The 17376-nt window shown below is 47.5% G+C and carries 14 protein-coding genes; 2 read left to right on the plus strand and 12 right to left on the minus strand.

Going from position 1 to position 17376, the window contains the following annotated elements:
- The first annotated feature begins 18 nt into the window (after positions 1 to 18).
- Positions 19 to 3450, plus strand: a complete 3432-nt coding sequence (locus C1S73_RS11770; RefSeq protein ID WP_038870948.1) for a hybrid sensor histidine kinase/response regulator — start codon at positions 19 to 21, stop codon at positions 3448 to 3450.
- Between the two features lie 57 nt (positions 3451 to 3507).
- Here C1S73_RS11770 and C1S73_RS11775 read toward each other — a convergent pair whose 3' ends face one another.
- From C1S73_RS11775 to aspA, 10 genes are all read right to left on the minus strand, one after another.
- Entirely contained in the window at positions 3508 to 4893 is a 1386-nt protein-coding gene (locus C1S73_RS11775) for a class II fumarate hydratase (RefSeq protein WP_038870951.1), read from the minus strand.
- A gap of 16 nt (positions 4894 to 4909) precedes the next feature.
- Positions 4910 to 5290 (minus strand): hypothetical protein, encoded by a 381-nt coding sequence (locus C1S73_RS11780; RefSeq protein ID WP_038870953.1) that lies wholly within the window; start codon positions 5288 to 5290, stop codon positions 4910 to 4912.
- Positions 5291 to 5505: 215 nt separating this feature from the next.
- The gene (locus C1S73_RS11785; protein WP_038870955.1) at positions 5506 to 5991 is read right to left on the minus strand and encodes a hypothetical protein; all 486 of its coding nucleotides are present in this window, start codon (positions 5989 to 5991) and stop codon (positions 5506 to 5508) included.
- A 259-nt stretch (positions 5992 to 6250) separates the two neighbouring features.
- Complete coding sequence (locus C1S73_RS11790; RefSeq protein ID WP_038870957.1) at positions 6251 to 7978, minus strand: sodium:solute symporter family protein; 1728 nt, start codon at positions 7976 to 7978, stop codon at positions 6251 to 6253.
- Positions 7979 to 7990: 12 nt separating this feature from the next.
- Positions 7991 to 8254 (minus strand): DUF4212 domain-containing protein, encoded by a 264-nt coding sequence (locus C1S73_RS11795; RefSeq protein WP_005448273.1) that lies wholly within the window; start codon positions 8252 to 8254, stop codon positions 7991 to 7993.
- A gap of 200 nt (positions 8255 to 8454) precedes the next feature.
- Positions 8455 to 9081 carry a MarC family protein gene (locus C1S73_RS11800; RefSeq protein WP_005448274.1) on the minus strand — a complete coding sequence of 209 codons (627 nt, stop codon included), beginning with the start codon at positions 9079 to 9081 and terminating at the stop codon, positions 8455 to 8457.
- 290 nt (positions 9082 to 9371) lie between these two features.
- A complete protein-coding gene (locus C1S73_RS11805) occupies positions 9372 to 10007 on the minus strand; it encodes a response regulator transcription factor (protein ID WP_038870959.1) in 636 nt (211 codons plus the stop codon).
- A 195-nt stretch (positions 10008 to 10202) separates the two neighbouring features.
- The gene (locus C1S73_RS11810; protein WP_038870962.1) at positions 10203 to 12038 is read right to left on the minus strand and encodes a protein-disulfide reductase DsbD; all 1836 of its coding nucleotides are present in this window, start codon (positions 12036 to 12038) and stop codon (positions 10203 to 10205) included.
- Between the two features lie 162 nt (positions 12039 to 12200).
- Positions 12201 to 13508: an anaerobic C4-dicarboxylate transporter gene (locus C1S73_RS11815; protein ID WP_038870965.1), complete on the minus strand. Its 1308-nt coding sequence runs from the start codon at positions 13506 to 13508 to the stop codon at positions 12201 to 12203.
- Between the two features lie 176 nt (positions 13509 to 13684).
- Entirely contained in the window at positions 13685 to 15136 is a 1452-nt protein-coding gene (gene aspA / locus C1S73_RS11820; RefSeq protein WP_038870968.1) for an aspartate ammonia-lyase, read from the minus strand.
- Between the two features lie 424 nt (positions 15137 to 15560).
- Between aspA and C1S73_RS11825 the strand changes: the two genes are divergently transcribed.
- Positions 15561 to 16079, plus strand: a complete 519-nt coding sequence (locus C1S73_RS11825; protein ID WP_038870971.1) for an FxsA family protein — start codon at positions 15561 to 15563, stop codon at positions 16077 to 16079.
- A 70-nt stretch (positions 16080 to 16149) separates the two neighbouring features.
- Here the strand turns inward: C1S73_RS11825 and trmL are convergent, their stop codons facing one another.
- Both trmL and C1S73_RS11835 read right to left on the minus strand, forming a co-directional pair.
- Complete coding sequence (trmL, locus tag C1S73_RS11830; RefSeq protein ID WP_012126507.1) at positions 16150 to 16629, minus strand: tRNA (uridine(34)/cytosine(34)/5-carboxymethylaminomethyluridine(34)-2'-O)-methyltransferase TrmL; 480 nt, start codon at positions 16627 to 16629, stop codon at positions 16150 to 16152.
- 131 nt (positions 16630 to 16760) lie between these two features.
- Positions 16761 to 17369 (minus strand): superoxide dismutase, encoded by a 609-nt coding sequence (locus tag C1S73_RS11835; protein WP_038870975.1) that lies wholly within the window; start codon positions 17367 to 17369, stop codon positions 16761 to 16763.
- Positions 17370 to 17376 lie beyond the last annotated feature (7 nt).

A 17376-nucleotide genomic window follows, 5' to 3' on the forward strand; every position in this document is an offset into this window, starting at 1 on the left:
AGTAAGAAAGGATATCGGATGCAAGGATGGCTAGTGATTCCCGTTTCTTTGGCGTATTTGGGAATCCTGTTTTTAATCGCTTGGTACGGTGACAAACAAAAGAGATGGTTAGCGCGTTGGCGACCATGGATCTACAGTTTGTCGATTGCGGTGTACTGTACGTCGTGGACCTTCTATGGCACGGTCGGACAGGCGAGCAACAACCCTTGGTCCTTCCTACCCATCTATATTGCGCCGATCATCGTGTTTACCATCGGCTGGCGCGTCCTCGCTCGGCTGATCTTGATTGCTAAACGCGAGCACATCACCTCCATTGCCGATTTCATTGCCGCCCGCTATGGCAAATCACAAGGCTTGGCGGTGGTTGTCACCTTAATCGCGGTGGCAGGCATCCTTCCATATATCGCTTTGCAATTGCGTGGCATCACCATGGGGTTGGAGATCATCGCGCCAGATTTAGCATCTGATCTCAGTTATCAAAACTACAGCGTATCTTGGTTTGTGGTCGGGGCGATGGCGATCTTCACCATGCTGTTTGGTACGCGTCATATCGATAACACCGAGCATCACCGCGGCATGATGATGGCGATTGCGTTTGAATCAGTGCTTAAGTTGGTGGCGTTTTTAGTGGTGGGCGTATTTATTGTTTGGCTCGCGATGGATACCGAGAGCTTCCTCCTCGCTGATATCGCCGCTGAAACCTATGAGTCCCCTAACATTCCGACCTTGCTGATTCATACCATTCTGACCATGCTGGCGATTGTCTGTTTGCCACGTCAATTCCATACCATGGTGGTCGAGAATGAACGCGCGCAAGACTTGCACGTTGCGCGTTGGTTGTTCCCGTTGTATCTGATTCTGATGGGCATTTTCGTTCTGCCAATCGCATGGGTAGGGCAAAGTCTACTGAGTGGCAGCCCTGCCGATACGTACGTGATCAGCGTGCCGATGGCGGTGGGCGCGAATGACATCGCCTTACTGGCATTTTTGGGCGGTACTTCCGCGGCAAGTGGCATGGTCATCGTCTCGACCATTGCCTTAGCGATCATGGTATCTAACGATTTGGTGATGCCGCTGATTCTGCGCCGAATGAAGTTATCAAAGCGTAATCATCACCATTTTTCTACGCTGTTATTACGCATACGTCGTGGGCTGATTCTGCTTCTTTTGATTGGTGCATGGGGCTTTTATCAGGCTTTAGATAGTATCCACTCACTCTCTGCGATAGGTTTTCTCTCGTTTGCTGCGATTACCCAATTTGCTCCGTCTCTGCTTGGCGGTATGTACTGGCGTCAGGGCAACAAGAAAGGCGTGTATGTCGGTCTGCTGGTGGGGTTCACCATTTGGTTGATTACTTTAATGAGCCAAACCGACATGTTGGCGGGCGATGCAAGTAACAACTTGCTGATTTGGTTGATCACTCCGCCTGATTTATTGGCAGGTTTTGGTATTGCTGTTTCTGACTGGGGCATGATCCTCAGCGTGGTGGCGAATACCGCGTGTTTTGTCGCGGTATCACTAGCTACGCGCCCAAGCATAAGTGAACGCTTACAATCGGCGTCATTCGTTGGTACGCCGTTGCCTGAAAGTGAAAACATCAGCTTGTATCAGAGCCGTGTGACGGTCAGTGAACTGGAGATGTTAGCCTCTCGATTTGTGGGGCGCACGCGAGTGAAATCCGCCTTCCAAACCTATTGGAGTCAGCAACGCGAAGAGCTGCTTCCCAATCAACAAGCTCCTTCTACCTTGATTAGACACACCGAGCGCGTCCTTGCCGGTGTGTTTGGTGCTTCTTCGGCTAAGTTAGTACTTACTTCTGCTTTGCAAGGCAGGAACATGCAGCTTGAGGAAGTCGCGACCATCGTTGATGAAGCCTCAGAGCTGTACGATTTCAGCCGTGGCTTGCTGCAAGGTGCGATTGAACACATTGGGCAAGGTATCGCCGTAGTCGACAAGCAATTAAGGCTGGTGGCGTGGAACCAACGTTATCTGGAGTTATTTGTCTTCCCGCCGGGGTTGATTCAGGTTGGGCGTCCGATTGCGGATGTGATTCGTCATAATGCTGAGCAAGGTTTATGTGGTCCGGGTGACCCTGAAGACCACGTTCGTCGCCGTGTTTATCACCTTGAGCAAGGCACGCGACATACCTCTTCCCGTGTGCGCCCTGATGGTCGCGTAATTGAAGTGCAAGGGAACCCAATGCCCGGTGGTGGCTTCGTGATGAGCTTTACCGATATCACCGTGTTCCGCGATGCGGAGCAAGCTCTGAAAGACGCTAATGAGACACTAGAAGAGCGCGTTCGTGCTCGTACTCGTGAGTTGGAACAATTGAACAAACAACTGGTGGCAGCGACGCAGCGTTCTGAGCATGAGTCACAATCCAAGTCGCGCTTCTTAGCCGCGGTAAGTCATGACTTGATGCAACCGTTGAACGCCGCTCGCCTGTTTGCTTCTTCGCTGTCGGAAGTTGCCAAAGACAGTGAAACCCAAAAGTTGTCGACCCACATTGAGAGTGCGTTAGGGGCAGCGGAAGATTTGATTGGTGACTTGCTGGATATTTCACGTTTGGAATCGGGCAAGTTGGACGTCAATGTGCATGGTTTTGCAGTCAATGATGTGTTGGCAAACTTGAATGCGGAATTCAGTGCGCTGGCGAAACAACAAGGTATTGAGTTCACCATGATCCCATCGTCTTTGATGGTGAAATCCGACCCGAAATTGCTGCGCCGCGTGGTACAGAACTTCCTTACCAATGCGTTCCGTTATAACCCGAATGGTAAAGTGGCACTCGGTGTACGCCGCGTACAAGGGCGAGTGCGTATTGATGTGTGGGATAACGGCATGGGTATCGAAGAAGAGAAGCAACAAGAGATCTTCGAAGAGTTTAATCGTGGTACTCAAGTCCGTTCTGACCAAGGTTTAGGGTTAGGTTTGGCTATTTCGAAAGGTATTGCTCAAGTGCTGGGGCATGAAATCTCGATGCGTTCTTGGTTTGGTCAAGGCAGCGTGTTCTCGATTACCTTAGATAAGGCAGAGAAGGTGCACATTCCAGTAGTCAAAGCAGTGAAGAGTGCACAATCTGACTTGAGCCATATTCGTGTGCTGTGTGTCGATAATGAGCCAGATATTCTGGTCGGAATGGAAAATCTACTCTCGCGTTGGGGCTGTGATATTCGCATTGCGACCGACATCGTTGAGAGTTTGAAAGCGATCGAAGACGATTGGCTACCGGATGTAATTTTCTCCGATTACCGTTTAGACAATGGTCGAACAGGATTAGAAGTGTTGCAGCAATGCCGCTTGCGTCTGGGTAACCGTTTTGAAGGGGTGATCATCAGTGCCGATCGAACCGATGACATGATGGAAGGCATTAAAGCCAATGGGTTCAGTTTTATCGCCAAACCGGTGAAACCTTTGAAATTACGTTCGGTACTCAATCGAGTCGCCTAGAAAAAAAAGACCTCCGATTGGAGGTCTTTTGCTTTAAGGGGGTGATCGGTCGGTGGCTTATTCTGCAACGCCGCCTTGAGTCAGTTTGGCTGGATCGAGCAATCTTTCTAATGTGGCACGATCTAAGTCCGTTTCTTCTTCCGCTACATCAATGATAGCGCGACCTTGTTTGTAGGCTTTCTTCGCCACTTCCGCTGCTTTTAGGTAGCCAATCACAGGGTTAAGTGCGGTGACCAGAATCGGGTTCTTCGCCAGTGCAACATCAAGGTTGTCTTGGCGCACTTCAAACGTCGCAATGGCTTTGTTTGCCAAAGCAACGGCGCTGTTCGACAGCAGTTCAATGCTTTCTAATACATTGTGAGCTATCACTGGTAGCATCACGTTAAGTTGGAAGTTACCCGATTGACCTGCAACGGTAATGGTTGCGTCGTTACCAATCACTTGTGCTGACGCCATGGCTGCTGCTTCTGGAATCACAGGGTTCACTTTGCCTGGCATGATAGAAGAGCCCGGTTGTAAGCCTTGCAGTTCGATTTCGCCTAAGCCAGCTAATGGGCCTGAGTTCATCCAGCGAAGATCGTTTGCGATCTTCATGATCGCAACTGCTGCTGTTTTGAGCTGTCCTGATAGGGCAACGATCGCATCCTGACTGCTGAGATTGAAGAAGAAGTTTTTGCTTGAAGCAAACTCGATGCGCGTTGATTGCGTTAGGTTATCGGCAAAAAGATCGGCGAAGCGTGGATCGGCGTTGATCCCTGTCCCTACCGCTGTTCCGCCTTGGGCTAACGCTTTCACTGCTGGTAGTGTTTGTTCGATGGCTTGTTTGGCGTGATCGATTTGGAACTGCCAACCACCAAGCTCTTGGGCGAAGGTAATTGGCATCGCATCCATGAGATGCGTGCGACCTGTTTTCACCACGTCTTTTAGGGCTTGTTGCTTAGTCTCTAGTGTCTCACTTAGATGAGACAGTGCAGGCAGTAGCTGTTTTTCAATCGCAATTGCGGAGCTAACTTGAATCGCAGTAGGCACTACGTCGTTACTGCTTTGACCCATGTTGACGTGATCATTTGGATTGACCGTTCCGCCTAGGTGATCAGACGCCAATGTTGCAATCACTTCGTTGGCATTCATATTTGAGCTAGTGCCCGAGCCGGTTTGGAATACATCGATAGGGAATTGATCGATGTGTTTACCATCAATGATTGCTTGCGCGGCATCGGCGATGGCATTGGCGATATCACCTTCCAGTAAGCCAAGTTGAGCATTGGTGAGCGCTGCGGTTTGTTTGATGTGAGCGAGTGCTTGGATAAAGCCCGTCGGCATGATGTGTTTGCTGAAAGCGAAGTTATCGACAGCGCGTTGAGTTTGGGCTTGATACAAAGCGTTGGCTGGGACTTTGACTTCGCCCATGCTGTCCGCTTCGATACGGAATTCCGTGGTCATGGTAGGTTCCTTTTGTTTAATCGAGTGGCGTCTGTATCAGACGTAATTGTTGTTGTAATGAGAGAAATTTCACATCGTCATCCTCAAACTGATAGTAGTAGCGTTTGAGACAAAGTAGCGGAGTGTGAATGGAATCGAGGCAGACTCGGCGGAAGATGCGGCTGCGCGCAGGATCCTGAATAGCATCAAGTAGATGGAAGTAGACTTGGCGTAAATACAGCTCGCACAGCAACAGGTTTTCGTGCTCTGTATCGTGATCATAGATGGACGACAGCACCATGCCCCAATGGATGTAATCATGAATCACATCGGGTTCGAAGCCGCTTGGCGCATACACATGAAGGAATCGGTCTTGTGCTTTAAAAAAGGCGTTGTAGATGGCTTGGCTGCTGTCCATAGTTACCTCGATATTTAAGATAATGATAATTATTATCAATTAATTGTCGATTAGCAACCACAGCTTTTTTGAGGAAATAACACAACAAAAAAAGCCGATACTCGGACTCAGTATCGGCTGAAGTGGGTGAGCTCAATTCCTACAATTAAGCTCGGTATTCTTTCGCGAGATAAGGTTGGCTAAAATGCGTCTTAAAGCCTTATGGAGCAGGTAAGTTATTTGTCCGTAAACAGGGTTTCGTATTTCACAAATGCCGTTTGCGTTTCACCGTAGTAGAGCGTGCCTTCAGATTGAATCGCAACACGTAACCAACTCTCTGCCGATGCAGGCTTAGGCAAAGTGATGATCCAGTTTTGTCCGACTTGATCCGTAGGCGTCATATCGATTGGCTGTGCGTTTTGCTCTTGGCTATCCACCACTGAAAGCTTCACCCCTTCCAGTGGATAAGCAGCATGTAAAGACAACTCTAAGCTATCTGGCGTCAGCTTTTCTGAGCGAAACTTCACTTTAAAGTCGCCATTCTCCATATCACACAAGCCACTGGTGTAACGGCAATTCGACTTGCTGGCCAGCTTGTAGCTTTCCCCTTCTTTAGCTGCATGAGGTTTCTCACTCAGAGCCATGTCTGTACCGAAATAAGCGATTAAAGACAAAATTGGGGCGATCAACAGGGCGATAATAAAGTGCTTGTTTTTGAACATAAAATACTAATCCCATCAATTATCTGTTCATTTTTACTGGCTAAAATCGCTAATAACTTCGTTAAAGATTTTGAAGTTAGAGCAACTAGCTTGCTGCAATCTTTGCCTTGTTCTAAGCGATTTTTCCGCGTAACCCCTGAACATATAATCAATGGCATTGGTATGCTTCCTTGCTACGGTTCAGGGAATATCTAATTATTAGAATAAGTTAAGTGAATAAAAAAGCCCCAAGCGGGGCTTTTGTGGTTTGCGTTATATTTTAGTGGTCTACCGCACCGCCAGCGCCTGCTGGTACACGTACGTGCTCGACTAGGTCTTTTACTTCTTGTGGTGTTTCTGCTGTCACTCTTGATACAGCGAACGCCACAATAAAGTTAAATACCGCACCGATTGCACCAAATGCGTTTGGTTCAATACCTAGGAACCAGTTCTGCCCCCAACTTTGTAGGTACGTCCAGTCAGCAACAAATAGAATGCCTTTATGCTGGAATACGTAGAATAGCGTGATACTGATACCTGCAATCATACCTGCGATTGCGCCTTCTTTGTTGATGCTCTTACTGAAGATACCCATCATCAACGCAGGGAAGATGGAGGATGCCGCCAGACCGAAGGCGAGGGCTACCGTTCCGGCTGCAAATCCTGGCGGATTCAAGCCCAAGTAGCCGGCGACTGCGATGGCAACAGCCATAGAGATTCGACTCGCAAGCAGCTCTTTCTTCTCGGATATATTTGGATTGATCACGCCTTTGATTAAGTCATGTGATATCGCGGACGAGATAGCCAATAGTAGACCCGCTGCCGTCGATAGTGCCGCTGCGAGACCACCTGCTGCAACCAACGCGATGACCCAGTTTGGTAGCTTAGCAATCTCTGGGTTTGCTAGTACCATTATGTCACGGTCAACTTTTAGCTCGTTAGTCGCTGGGCTTGATGTGTACTCAATCAGGCCATCGCCATTCTTATCATCAAAGCCTAGCAGACCTGTTTTCTCCCAGTTCTTGAACCAGTCAGGGCGCTCGTCATAAGCAAGATGCTGACCAGGAGCTGGGTTAACCGTATCCATTAGGTTTAGACGTGCCATTGCCGATACTGCCGGCGCTGTTGTGTAAAGGATCGCAATGAAAAGTAATGCCCAACCTGCTGATGTACGTGCATCACGTACTTTAGGCACGGTAAAGAAGCGAATAATTACGTGTGGTAGACCCGCAGTACCGATCATCAGTGACATGGTGTAAACGAACATGTTTAACGTATCGCCACGAACTTGAGTAGTGTATTCACTAAAGCCCAGTTCGGTCACCACCTGGTCGAGCCGATCGAGCAGATAGACATCGGTGCCTTGTATGGTACTGCCTAAGCCGATTTGAGGTAGTGGGTTACCCGTAAGTTGCAGAGAGATAAAGATTGCAGGAATAGTGTAAGCCAAAATGAGTACGCAATACTGAGCAATCTGCGTGTAGGTAATGCCCTTCATACCGCCCATTACGGCGTACATGAATACGATACACATACCAATCAATAGACCGGTTGAGTAATCCACCTCAAGGAAGCGACCGAACGCCACGCCGACACCTTTCATCTGACCGATAACGTAAGTCACCGATGCGATGATAAGACATACAACCGCTACGATACGCGCTGCGTTAGAGTAGAAACGCTCACCTACGAATTCTGGCACGGTAAACTTACCGAACTTACGTAGGTATGGTGCAAGCAGAAGTGCAAGCAGTACGTAACCGCCAGTCCAGCCCATTAGGAATACCGAACCGCCGTAACCCATGAAGGCTATCAAGCCTGCCATTGAGATGAACGATGCTGCTGACATCCAGTCTGCTGCGGTTGCCATGCCATTAGCGATAGGGTTTACACCGCCGCCTGCTACATAGAATTCTTTGGTTGAGCCCGCACGTGCCCAAATCGCAATACCGATGTAGAGGACGAATGTCGCGCCAACTACAAGATAGGTAATAGTTTTCAAATCCATCTGAGTTACTCCTTACTCATCCACGCCGAATTCACGGTCGATTTGGCGCATCTTCCACGCGTAGTAGAAAATAATACCGAGGAAGGCATAGATGGAGCCTTGCTGAGCAAACCAGAAACCTAGTTTGTATCCACCTAATTGAAATTGATTAAGTACGTCGACAAATAAGATGCCGCAGCCGAAAGACACTACGAACCAGATGACCATCAGGGTAATCATGAGCTTCACGTTCTTGTCCCAGTAGGCTTTGGCTCTTTCTTCGCTTTCAAATGCCATTGCCGTCTCCTTACGATTGGTATTGTTGTTAAAAAAATGTTTCAACATGTACATTAGCAAGGCACTGGCAAGAACTCTTTTCAACTTTAGTCGGGACGCTAAAAAGCAAAAACGCCCATTTTTAGGGCGTTTGAGAAGAAGTGGGAATAAAAGTGTGATGTTAATTTGATGTTAAATTAGCCAAAGGTCTAAGAGTTTTATCAATTAACATAGAAATCTTTTATACCAAGCAGCAAATTATTCAGTGCAACAGCGGCAAGGATAAGCCCCATTACGCGGCTGATGATGGCTGCACCTACGTTACCAATCACTTTTTGAATCGTGTTTGCACCCAGTAACAAGAAGAGGGTAACCAGAAGTACCGCAATCATGACGCCTGCGGTCATTGCTTGGTCGACGAAAGAGTAGCGATTGTTATCGGTGAGCATCACGATAGCCATCATTGCCCCCGGCGACGCAATCGAAGGGATCGCAAGAGGGTAAACGGCTAAGTCAGCGAGATCCGAGTGGCTGACTTCTTCGCCCAGTTTTTGCTCTTGTTCTGGCTTGCTTTCACCAAAGATCATCGACAATGCAAACAGTAATAGCACTAAACCACCAGCGGCTTGGAAGGCGGGTAATGGGATTTGCATTGCTTCCAGTAACAACTGACCGGCAATAAGAAAGAACAGCAACACACCCATTGAAATGGCAATGGCTTTTAATGCGACGAGACGACGCTGTTTTGCCGTAAGGTGCTGAGTCTGTGATAGATAAACGGGTACTGAACCAATCGGGTCGATGACGGCCCAGAGTACGACGAATTGAGTGACGAGAATACTTAACAAAGTATGACCTCCCAGAGTTAGCGGTTTAACAGAGGGATGAAGAGGCTGTGTGTGACAGTCTATGCCGATCGTAGCCAGTAATTGCTTATTCTAGCTTGTGAAAACGCTCGATAACGGCGTTAAAAATTTCGATTGTAGGAGAACTACTTATCAAAAATTTTCGCCTTGTTCTCAAGCCTTTTTCCTACGCTATTTATAAGCTCTGACTCACTGTGATTGGCATTATCATTTTAACGTCTATTGTTCTTTTTGCGTCATATAAATGTGAATTGGTTATATTTATTAACACATTACTGCTCTGATTCCATTTGTTGCAGCAAAATAACGGCTTGAGTGCGATTCTTGACGCCTAATTTTCGGAATATGGCGGTCATGTGTGCTTTGATGGTGGCTTCTGAGACATTGAGCTCGTAAGCGATTTGCTTGTTGAGTAAGCCATCCGATAGCATGCCGAGCACCTTGTATTGTTGAGGTGTCAACGCAGCAATCTTTTCTGCTAAGTCATTACATGCTGCGTTATTGGTGATCAAGCCTTCAGGGAAGAATGGGTCGCCGTTCAGCACTTGGTTAAGGGCACTGACAAGTTCACGCATGTCGCTTGATTTAGGAATAAAGCCAAATGCGCCGTGGCTTTTTACTTGGCTAACCACTGCGGGTTCTTCGCTGGCAGAAACCACGACGATTGGTAGGTCTGGGTATTCTGCACGTAAGTGAATCAGACCGGACATGCCGTTTGCACCTGGCATTTTGAGATCTAGCAGCACTAGGTCGGGCTCTTCTTCTTTTTTAAGGAGTGTCAGGAGTGCATCTAAAGAGTCAGCTTCGAGGAGGTTAGCACCACTCACCGCCATATGTACCGATTGGAACAAGGCGTTGCGGAACAATGGGTGATCATCAGCGATGATAATGGTGTAGGTCGAATCCATGACGTTAAACACTTTTGACTATTTCGTTAATGGAATTATTGTCCACCTTTAACAGGGGGGACAATGTTTATGCGCTAAAAGTCTGAACCAAATCGACTTTTATTAGAAAAATTGCATATAAACGCAAGTTTCGAGATTTTATTGAGACAATAAAAAACGCCAGCGAGGTATCACTGGCGTTTGAATTATTCACAATCAAAATTGGTTGATGTGTGCCAAGAAAGGCTCGGCCTGCATAAAACCGGTCAAACGAGCGTTTGAAACATGTTTACCATTCGCATCCCAAAATTCAATCGTCGGTAAACCTAATACATTCATATGCTTAAGAAGTTCGATGTCTTGTACTTGGTTCTTGGTCACATCGGCCTGTAGCAGTACAAAATCTTGCAGTTTTACTTCGACACTTGGGTCATGGAAGGTGTACTTTTCAAACTCTTTACATGCGACACACCAATCAGCATAGAAGTCGAGCATCACGGGTTTACCGGCTTGCTTAGCCAATGCCAATTGTTGTTCGAGCTCTGTTACATTGGAGACGCGCGTAAAGCTTACTGTCACTTGTTGAGTTTGCGTTGTTGTGTGGCCACCAAACCAGTAATTAAGTGCTGGTTGAGCTGACGCAGACAAACCAAGCACAGCGATAATGCCTACTGCACTTTGTTTCCAACCACCAAACTCAAGGCTGTTCTTGATGTGGTATAGCCAACCAAATGCAGCGATACCTAGTGCTGACCACAATGCCGTTGCCCATATTTCTGGCATGATGCGCTCAAGTAGGAAGATAGGCGCTGCCAGCAGAATGAAGCCGAATAGGGTCTTAACGCGATCCATCCAACCCCCTGCTTTTGGCAGAAGTTTGTTGCCGAATACAGCAACAAGAATGAGTGGAATTCCCATACCCATCGCCAGTGCGTAAAGTGCGATACCACCAGTCAGCAAGTCACCGCTTTGTGCAACGTAAAGTAGCGCACCAGACAGTGGCGCCGTGGTACATGGTGAGCACACTAGACCTGAAATCGCGCCCATGGCGAATACGCCTGCGCTGCTTCCGCCTTGTTGTTTGTTGCTTAGGTTGTTTAACCACGTTTGCACGCCACTTGGCAGTTGCAGGTTATAAACGCCAAACATCGACAGTGCGAGTGTCACGAACAGCACACTCAAACCAATCAACACATAAGGGTGTTGCATCGCAGCTTGGAACTGCATGCCCGCAGATGCCACCACAAGGCCAAGTAGGGTGTAAGTCAGCGCCATGCCTTGCACGTAGACAAACGACAAGCCTAGCGCACGGCGTTGGCTTAGTTTGCCACTGCCAAGCACGATGCTGGTCAGAATTGGGTACATCGGCAGTACACATGGTGTAAACGCCAAACCCACACCAAGCGCTAAGAACAGAAGTGGTGTCCACCAGTTATCAGCAAGGTTGGCGGCAAGGCTATCTTGCTGTGTTACTGGAGCCGATGGTGTGTCGGTAGAAGTAGATGATTGCACCGCTGGTGGCGTTGCTGTTGGTACTTGTTCTGCTTTTGGTGCAGTCGTCGCCGCTGTTGAATCTGAGTTCGATGAAGTAAACGCGCTGATAGAAATTACGCGAGTTTCTGGCGGGTAACAGAAGCCAGCTTTGGCACAGCCTTGGTATTGCACCACCACGCGTGCACCGTCTTGCCAGTCATGCATTGGCACGTTAACAAACAGTGGCTGGGTGTAGATATGCACGTCACCAAAGAATTCATCTTTATGCGGCGTGCCGTCTTCCATTTGCAGTTCGCCTAGCGACACATTTTCGCCCGCAACGGATAAGCGCTCTTGATACAGGTAGTAACCATCACGTACCTGCCAGTCCAGCATGAGCTTACCGTCCTGCTGGTAATAGTTGAATTGGAAAGCCTGATCGACAGGCACAAACGTATCGTTGCTGCTGCCAAAAGTGTTGCTTTGGCTGTTCCCTAACTGATCATTGCCAAACAGAGCAAAAGAAGGCGCAGAAAAGGTAATAAGCCCTAAGAGTAAGACGGAGAGTAATGCACGCATAAAAGGTTCAATTCATCTTAGATAATTGCCGTTAGTGTAACTCAATCAGACCTGCTGGCTAGCCAATAAGTTTCATGGAAGTGAAGATTTGTTAACCGTTGTCCAATACAACAGGCAATAAAAAAGGGAGCCGAAGCTCCCCCGAGTAAGACTCTGTTTCTGCTAGATCAGTAGCCCACCGAACGCGAATCCAAGTGCAACTGCTGAAGCGATAGTTGCTACGCCTGGTACGAAGAATGGGTGGTTGAATACGTACTTACCGATACGAGTTGAACCCGTGTCGTCCATCTCAACCGCAGCCAGTAGCGTTGGGTAAGTTGGTAGTACGAATAGCGCACTTACTGCTGCGAAAGACGCAACTGCGGTAAGTGGTGCCACACCGATTGCTAGTGCTGCTGGCATCAGCGCAACGGTAGTTGCACCCTGCGAGTAAAGCAGCATTGAAGCGAAGAATAGAACAAGTGCTAGCATCCATGGGTAGTCTGCTAGTAGTGCACCCGCAACTTCTTTGATGCCATCAACGTGCGCGTTAACGAACGTAGAACCTAGCCATGCCACACCAAGTACACACACACACGCTGTCATACCAGAGCGGAATGTTGCAGCAGCTGGGATTTTGCCTGCATCGATTTTACAGCTCAATACGATTGCTGCGGCTGCCGCTAGCATGACTGCCATGATCGCTTCGTTACGACCAAGTGCTGGGTTTTCGATAAGACCAATTGAACCAGAGATCGCTGCTGCGTAGCAGACTACGAATGCGATAGCGCCTAGGAAGATGAATGTTGCTTTCTTCGCTGTTGGCAAGATTTCGCGTTTCGATTCTGTGTTTAGCTTGATAAGGCCTTTTGCTAGACGGTCTTGGTATTCAGGATCATCTTTAAGCTCGCTGCCCATGAAGTTCGCAACAAATGCACCGATCATACAAGCGATGAAGGTGGTTGGGATACAAACCGCTAGTAGCGTTAGGTAATCAACGCCAAATGGATGCAACATTGCAGCAAATGCCACAACTGCCGCTGAGATAGGCGATGCTGTGATAGCGATTTGCGAGGCAACTACCGCGATAGACAGTGGACGAGAAGGACGAACACCTTGGCCTTTCGCTACTTCTGCAATAACTGGCAAAGTAGAGAATGCTGTGTGACCTGTACCTGCTAGTAGTGTCATCAAAAATGTCACGATAGGTGCGTAAAAGGTGATGCGTTCGGGATGTTTACGCAAAAAGTCTTCCGCAACCTGAACCATCCAATCTAAACCACCCGCTACCTGCATTGCAGCGATAGCAGTAATAACAGACATGATGATCAGGATTACATCGACAGGGATGAAAGACTGGCTTGTCGGGACGCCTAGGATTAAAGACAATGCAATTACCCCAGCACCACCGGCAAAGCCAATGCCGATACCACCGATTCTTGCCCCCAAATAAATGAAGAGCAGAACCACGAAGAGTTCGACCATTACCATATTGATACCTCTTTTAGTTTTTAATGATTCTGATTTTTTGAACACTCAGGAACAGGTGTAAATGCTCAGAAAATCAGAACCCGAGCGGCTTACGGCAATAAAAAGCGCATAAAAATTGTGGTTAACCGTATCAGAGCCTAAAAAAGGGCCCCGTTTGGGACCCCTTTCACCAGCGATTACTCGTAGCGTTTCGCTTTATAAGTCGGATGCATGAAGTTTTCAACCGATAAGATGTCATCTAGCTCTTCTGCGGTTAATAAACCACGTTCTAGAACCACATCACGTACGCTCTTACCTGTTTCAGCACAGATCTTACCAACAATGTCGCCCTCGTGGTGACCGATGTATGGGTTTAGATAAGTCACGATACCGATAGAGTTGTAAACGTAGTTTTCACAAACTTCTTTGTTCACCGTGATGCCATCGATACATTTGTCACGTAGGTTCACACATGCGTTGTGTAGTAGAGAAATAGACTCAAACACGCTTTGTGCGATTACTGGCTCCATTACGTTTAGCTGTAACTGACCGCCTTCTGCTGCGAAAGATACCGTGTTGTCGTTACCTAGAACCTTGAAGCAAACTTGGTTTACGACTTCTGGGATAACTGGGTTTACTTTAGCTGGCATGATAGAAGAGCCCGCTTGCATTTCTGGTAGGTTCAACTCGTTTAGACCAGAGCGAGGGCCAGAAGAAAGTAGGCGAAGGTCGTTACAGATCTTCGACAGTTTCACTGCTAGACGTTTGAGCGCGCCGTGCGTCATTACGTAAGCACCACAGTCAGATGTTGCTTCGATTAGATCTTCTGCTGCAACCACTTCTACACCCGTAACTTCTGCTAGGTGTTTTACGGCTAGTGCTTGGTAGCCTGTTGGTGCGTTTAGACCAGTACCGATAGCTGTTGCACCTAGGTTGATTTCTAGTAGTAGCTTAGACGTGTAGTCTAGGGCGCGAATCTCTTCGTTTAGTGTCACTGCCCATGCGTGGAACTCTTGACCCACAGTCATAGGAACCGCGTCTTGAAGCTGAGTACGACCCATCTTCAAGATGTCTTTGAATTCTTGTGCTTTAAGTTCGAATGCACCTTTTAGGTATTCGATCGCTTCCATCAACTGATGAACACTGTTGTAAACCGCGATTCGGAAACCGGTAGGGTACGCACAGTTTGTTGATTGGCTCTTGTTTACGTGATCGTTCGGGTTGATGAACTCATATTGGCCTTTTTCTTTGCCCATCAGTTCAAGCGCAACGTTCGCAATAACTTCGTTAGTGTTCATGTTCACTGACGTGCCTGCACCGCCTTGGAACACGTCTGAAGGGAACTGATCCATGCACTTACCTGTTTCAAGGATCAAATCACACGCTTCTAGAATGTAGTTAGCAACGTCTTTTGGAATTGCACCTAGCTCTTTGTTTGCTAGTGCAGCGGCTTTTTTCGTCATTACCATACCGCGTACAAACTCAGGTACGTCAGAAATGGTAGTGCTTGAAATATTAAAGTTTTCGATAGCGCGAAGGGTGTGGATGCCGTAGTAAGCATCAGCAGGAACATGACGTTGACCTAATAGATCTTCTTCAATACGAGTGGCTTGGTTTGCTGTCTTTGGAGCATCAGATAGTGTAGCCATAACAGGATCCTTAGATAATAATTCTGATATTTAAGTTATTTATTAGCCATTTCTGCAATCTAGAATCCGTTCATCAGAGTTTTTGGCTGGAAAAACCGTCCTGACTTATGTGGCACATCATACTGCACCTAGCGCATAAAAATAGTAAGTGGATCACCTTTTTCGCTTTTAATGCGTCAATAATTTGCAAAGTATGAACGGGATATTAATAACCCTTTATGGGTAGGTGTTTTTCCTCGACAAACATGGATTTTAAGAGTGCGAAAATAGCACTTTTCAACGATCAAATTTTATATATGCACCTTTATTCAAAGGGCGTTTTTTGTACAACGCATTCTCCCTATGATGAACACGCTTTTTTACAACGATTCGTTTGAGCTTAGTAGGCTTTTGCCATTACACTGAAATCAACAAAGGAGGGCATGTGTTTCCTATCTTATTATTGGCGTTTATTTTCGTCCCGATCATCGAAATCGGCCTATTTATTCAGGTGGGAGGCTTTTTAGGTCTTTGGCCTACGATTGCTTTAGTTCTGATCACCGCATTTGTTGGCGCGTCTTTGGTACGCAGCCAAGGCATCCAGACGTTGATGTCAGTGCAAGGTCGCTTAGAGCAAGGTGAGCTTCCGGCTCAACAGATTTTTGAAGGTGTGATGCTGGCAGTTGCAGGCGTATTGCTGTTAACACCAGGTTTCATGACCGACGCATTGGGTATGTTGGTGTTGCTTCCCGCGCCACGCGCTGCGATTGCGAAATACTTAATGAGCAAGATGGTGGTGAAGACCATGAATGGTGGCGGCTTCCAAGGTGGCTTCTCAAATCAAGGTCCCTATGAACAAGACCCGTTTCGTCGTGACCCATTCGACTCTCAATCGGACAACGGCAATACCTTCGAAGGTGAGTACGAGCGTAAAGACGACAATGATCGTAACAAGCTCAACTGATTTAATCGGTAAGTAAGAAAAGCAAAAGGGCGCATTCAGCGCCCTTTTTAGTATCCGTGATTTGGTGCGCTTACATTGCGCCTTCAAAACCCATTTGACGCCATGCTTCAAACGCGATGATCGCAACGGCATTAGAAAGGTTCAGGCTACGGGCATCTGGCATCATCGGGATGCGGATGCGCTGCTCCATTGGCAAGCTATCAATCACATCTGCTGGTAGTCCGCGAGTTTCTGGACCAAACATCAATACATCGCCTTCTTGATACTTCGCATCCACATGATGACCTGTGGTTTTGGTCGTACACGCAAATAGGCGGTAGTTGCCTTGTTTCTCTTTCTCTAAGTATTCCAAGAATGCTTGATAATCTTTATGACGCGTTACACGAGCCAAATCGTGGTAATCCAAACCTGCACGGCGGACTTTCTTCTCTTCTAGATCGAAACCCAGTGGCTCAATCAGGTGGAGATTCGCACCACAGTTAGCACACAGGCGAATGATGTTGCCGGTGTTCGGCGCGATTTCTGGTTCGTATAGAGCGATATCAAACATGGTATTGAATTAGGTTGGTCAAAACAGGCGAGCAGTATATACCCAAGTCACCATGAGAAGCGAGATTCAACACAATGACTTGGGGGCATGAGGGCGTGTAGGTAAACCTTGTCGCCCAGATGTTGAAAGGTTTAACTGAGTGCGCGAGCGTAGTTTTCTTCTACTGCGCGCCAGTTCACTACGTTCCACCATGCGTCAATGTACTCAGGACGACGGTTTTGGTAACTGATGTAGTAAGCGTGTTCCCAAACATCCAGCGCTAGAACTGGCTCACCTTGCACCGCGGCAACATCCATCAGAGGATTGTCTTGGTTGCTCGTGGAGGTAATCTGAATCTCTCCATCCTTTACGACTAACCAAGCGAAGCCAGAACCAAACGTATTGATAGCCGCTTGTGCGAATTCGTCTTTGAATTTTTCGAAGTCACCAAACTTATCGTTGATGGCTTGAGCGAGTGCACCTTGAGGCTCACCGCCACCATCCGGTGACATACAATTCCAATAAATGATGTGATTGTAGTATCCGCCACCGTTGTTTCGAATAGCTGGGCTGTGTTGAGAGATGCAAGCGAAGATGTCATCGAGGCTTTGGGTCTCGAGAGCGCTGCCTTTTGCGGCAGCCATGAATTTATCGTAATAGGTTTTGTGGTGTTTGCTGTAGTGAACTTCCATGGTTTTCGCATCGATGTATGGTTCTAGTGCATCGTAGCGGTACGGAAGCTCTGGAAAAATATGCGACATTGTAAAT

The organism is Vibrio jasicida 090810c (assembly GCF_002887615.1).
Taxonomy (GTDB): domain Bacteria; phylum Pseudomonadota; class Gammaproteobacteria; order Enterobacterales; family Vibrionaceae; genus Vibrio; species Vibrio jasicida.

Excerpts from the sequence above, each read along its gene's own strand:
- C1S73_RS11770 (WP_038870948.1), top strand. The coding sequence starts at position 19 with ATGCAAGGATGGCTAGTGATTCCCGTTTCTTTGGCGTATTTGGGAATC.
- C1S73_RS11775 (WP_038870951.1), bottom strand. The coding sequence starts at position 4,893 with ATGACCACGGAATTCCGTATCGAAGCGGACAGCATGGGCGAAGTCAAA.
- C1S73_RS11780 (WP_038870953.1), bottom strand. The coding sequence starts at position 5,290 with ATGGACAGCAGCCAAGCCATCTACAACGCCTTTTTTAAAGCACAAGAC.
- C1S73_RS11785 (WP_038870955.1), bottom strand. The coding sequence starts at position 5,991 with ATGTTCAAAAACAAGCACTTTATTATCGCCCTGTTGATCGCCCCAATT.
- C1S73_RS11790 (WP_038870957.1), bottom strand. The coding sequence starts at position 7,978 with ATGGATTTGAAAACTATTACCTATCTTGTAGTTGGCGCGACATTCGTC.
- C1S73_RS11795 (WP_005448273.1), bottom strand. The coding sequence starts at position 8,254 with ATGGCATTTGAAAGCGAAGAAAGAGCCAAAGCCTACTGGGACAAGAAC.
- C1S73_RS11805 (WP_038870959.1), bottom strand. The coding sequence starts at position 10,007 with ATGGATTCGACCTACACCATTATCATCGCTGATGATCACCCATTGTTC.
- C1S73_RS11810 (WP_038870962.1), bottom strand. The coding sequence starts at position 12,038 with ATGCGTGCATTACTCTCCGTCTTACTCTTAGGGCTTATTACCTTTTCT.
- C1S73_RS11815 (WP_038870965.1), bottom strand. The coding sequence starts at position 13,508 with ATGGTAATGGTCGAACTCTTCGTGGTTCTGCTCTTCATTTATTTGGGG.
- aspA (WP_038870968.1), bottom strand. The coding sequence starts at position 15,136 with ATGGCTACACTATCTGATGCTCCAAAGACAGCAAACCAAGCCACTCGT.
- trmL (WP_012126507.1), bottom strand. The coding sequence starts at position 16,629 with ATGTTTGATATCGCTCTATACGAACCAGAAATCGCGCCGAACACCGGC.
- C1S73_RS11835 (WP_038870975.1), bottom strand. The coding sequence starts at position 17,369 with ATGTCGCATATTTTTCCAGAGCTTCCGTACCGCTACGATGCACTAGAA.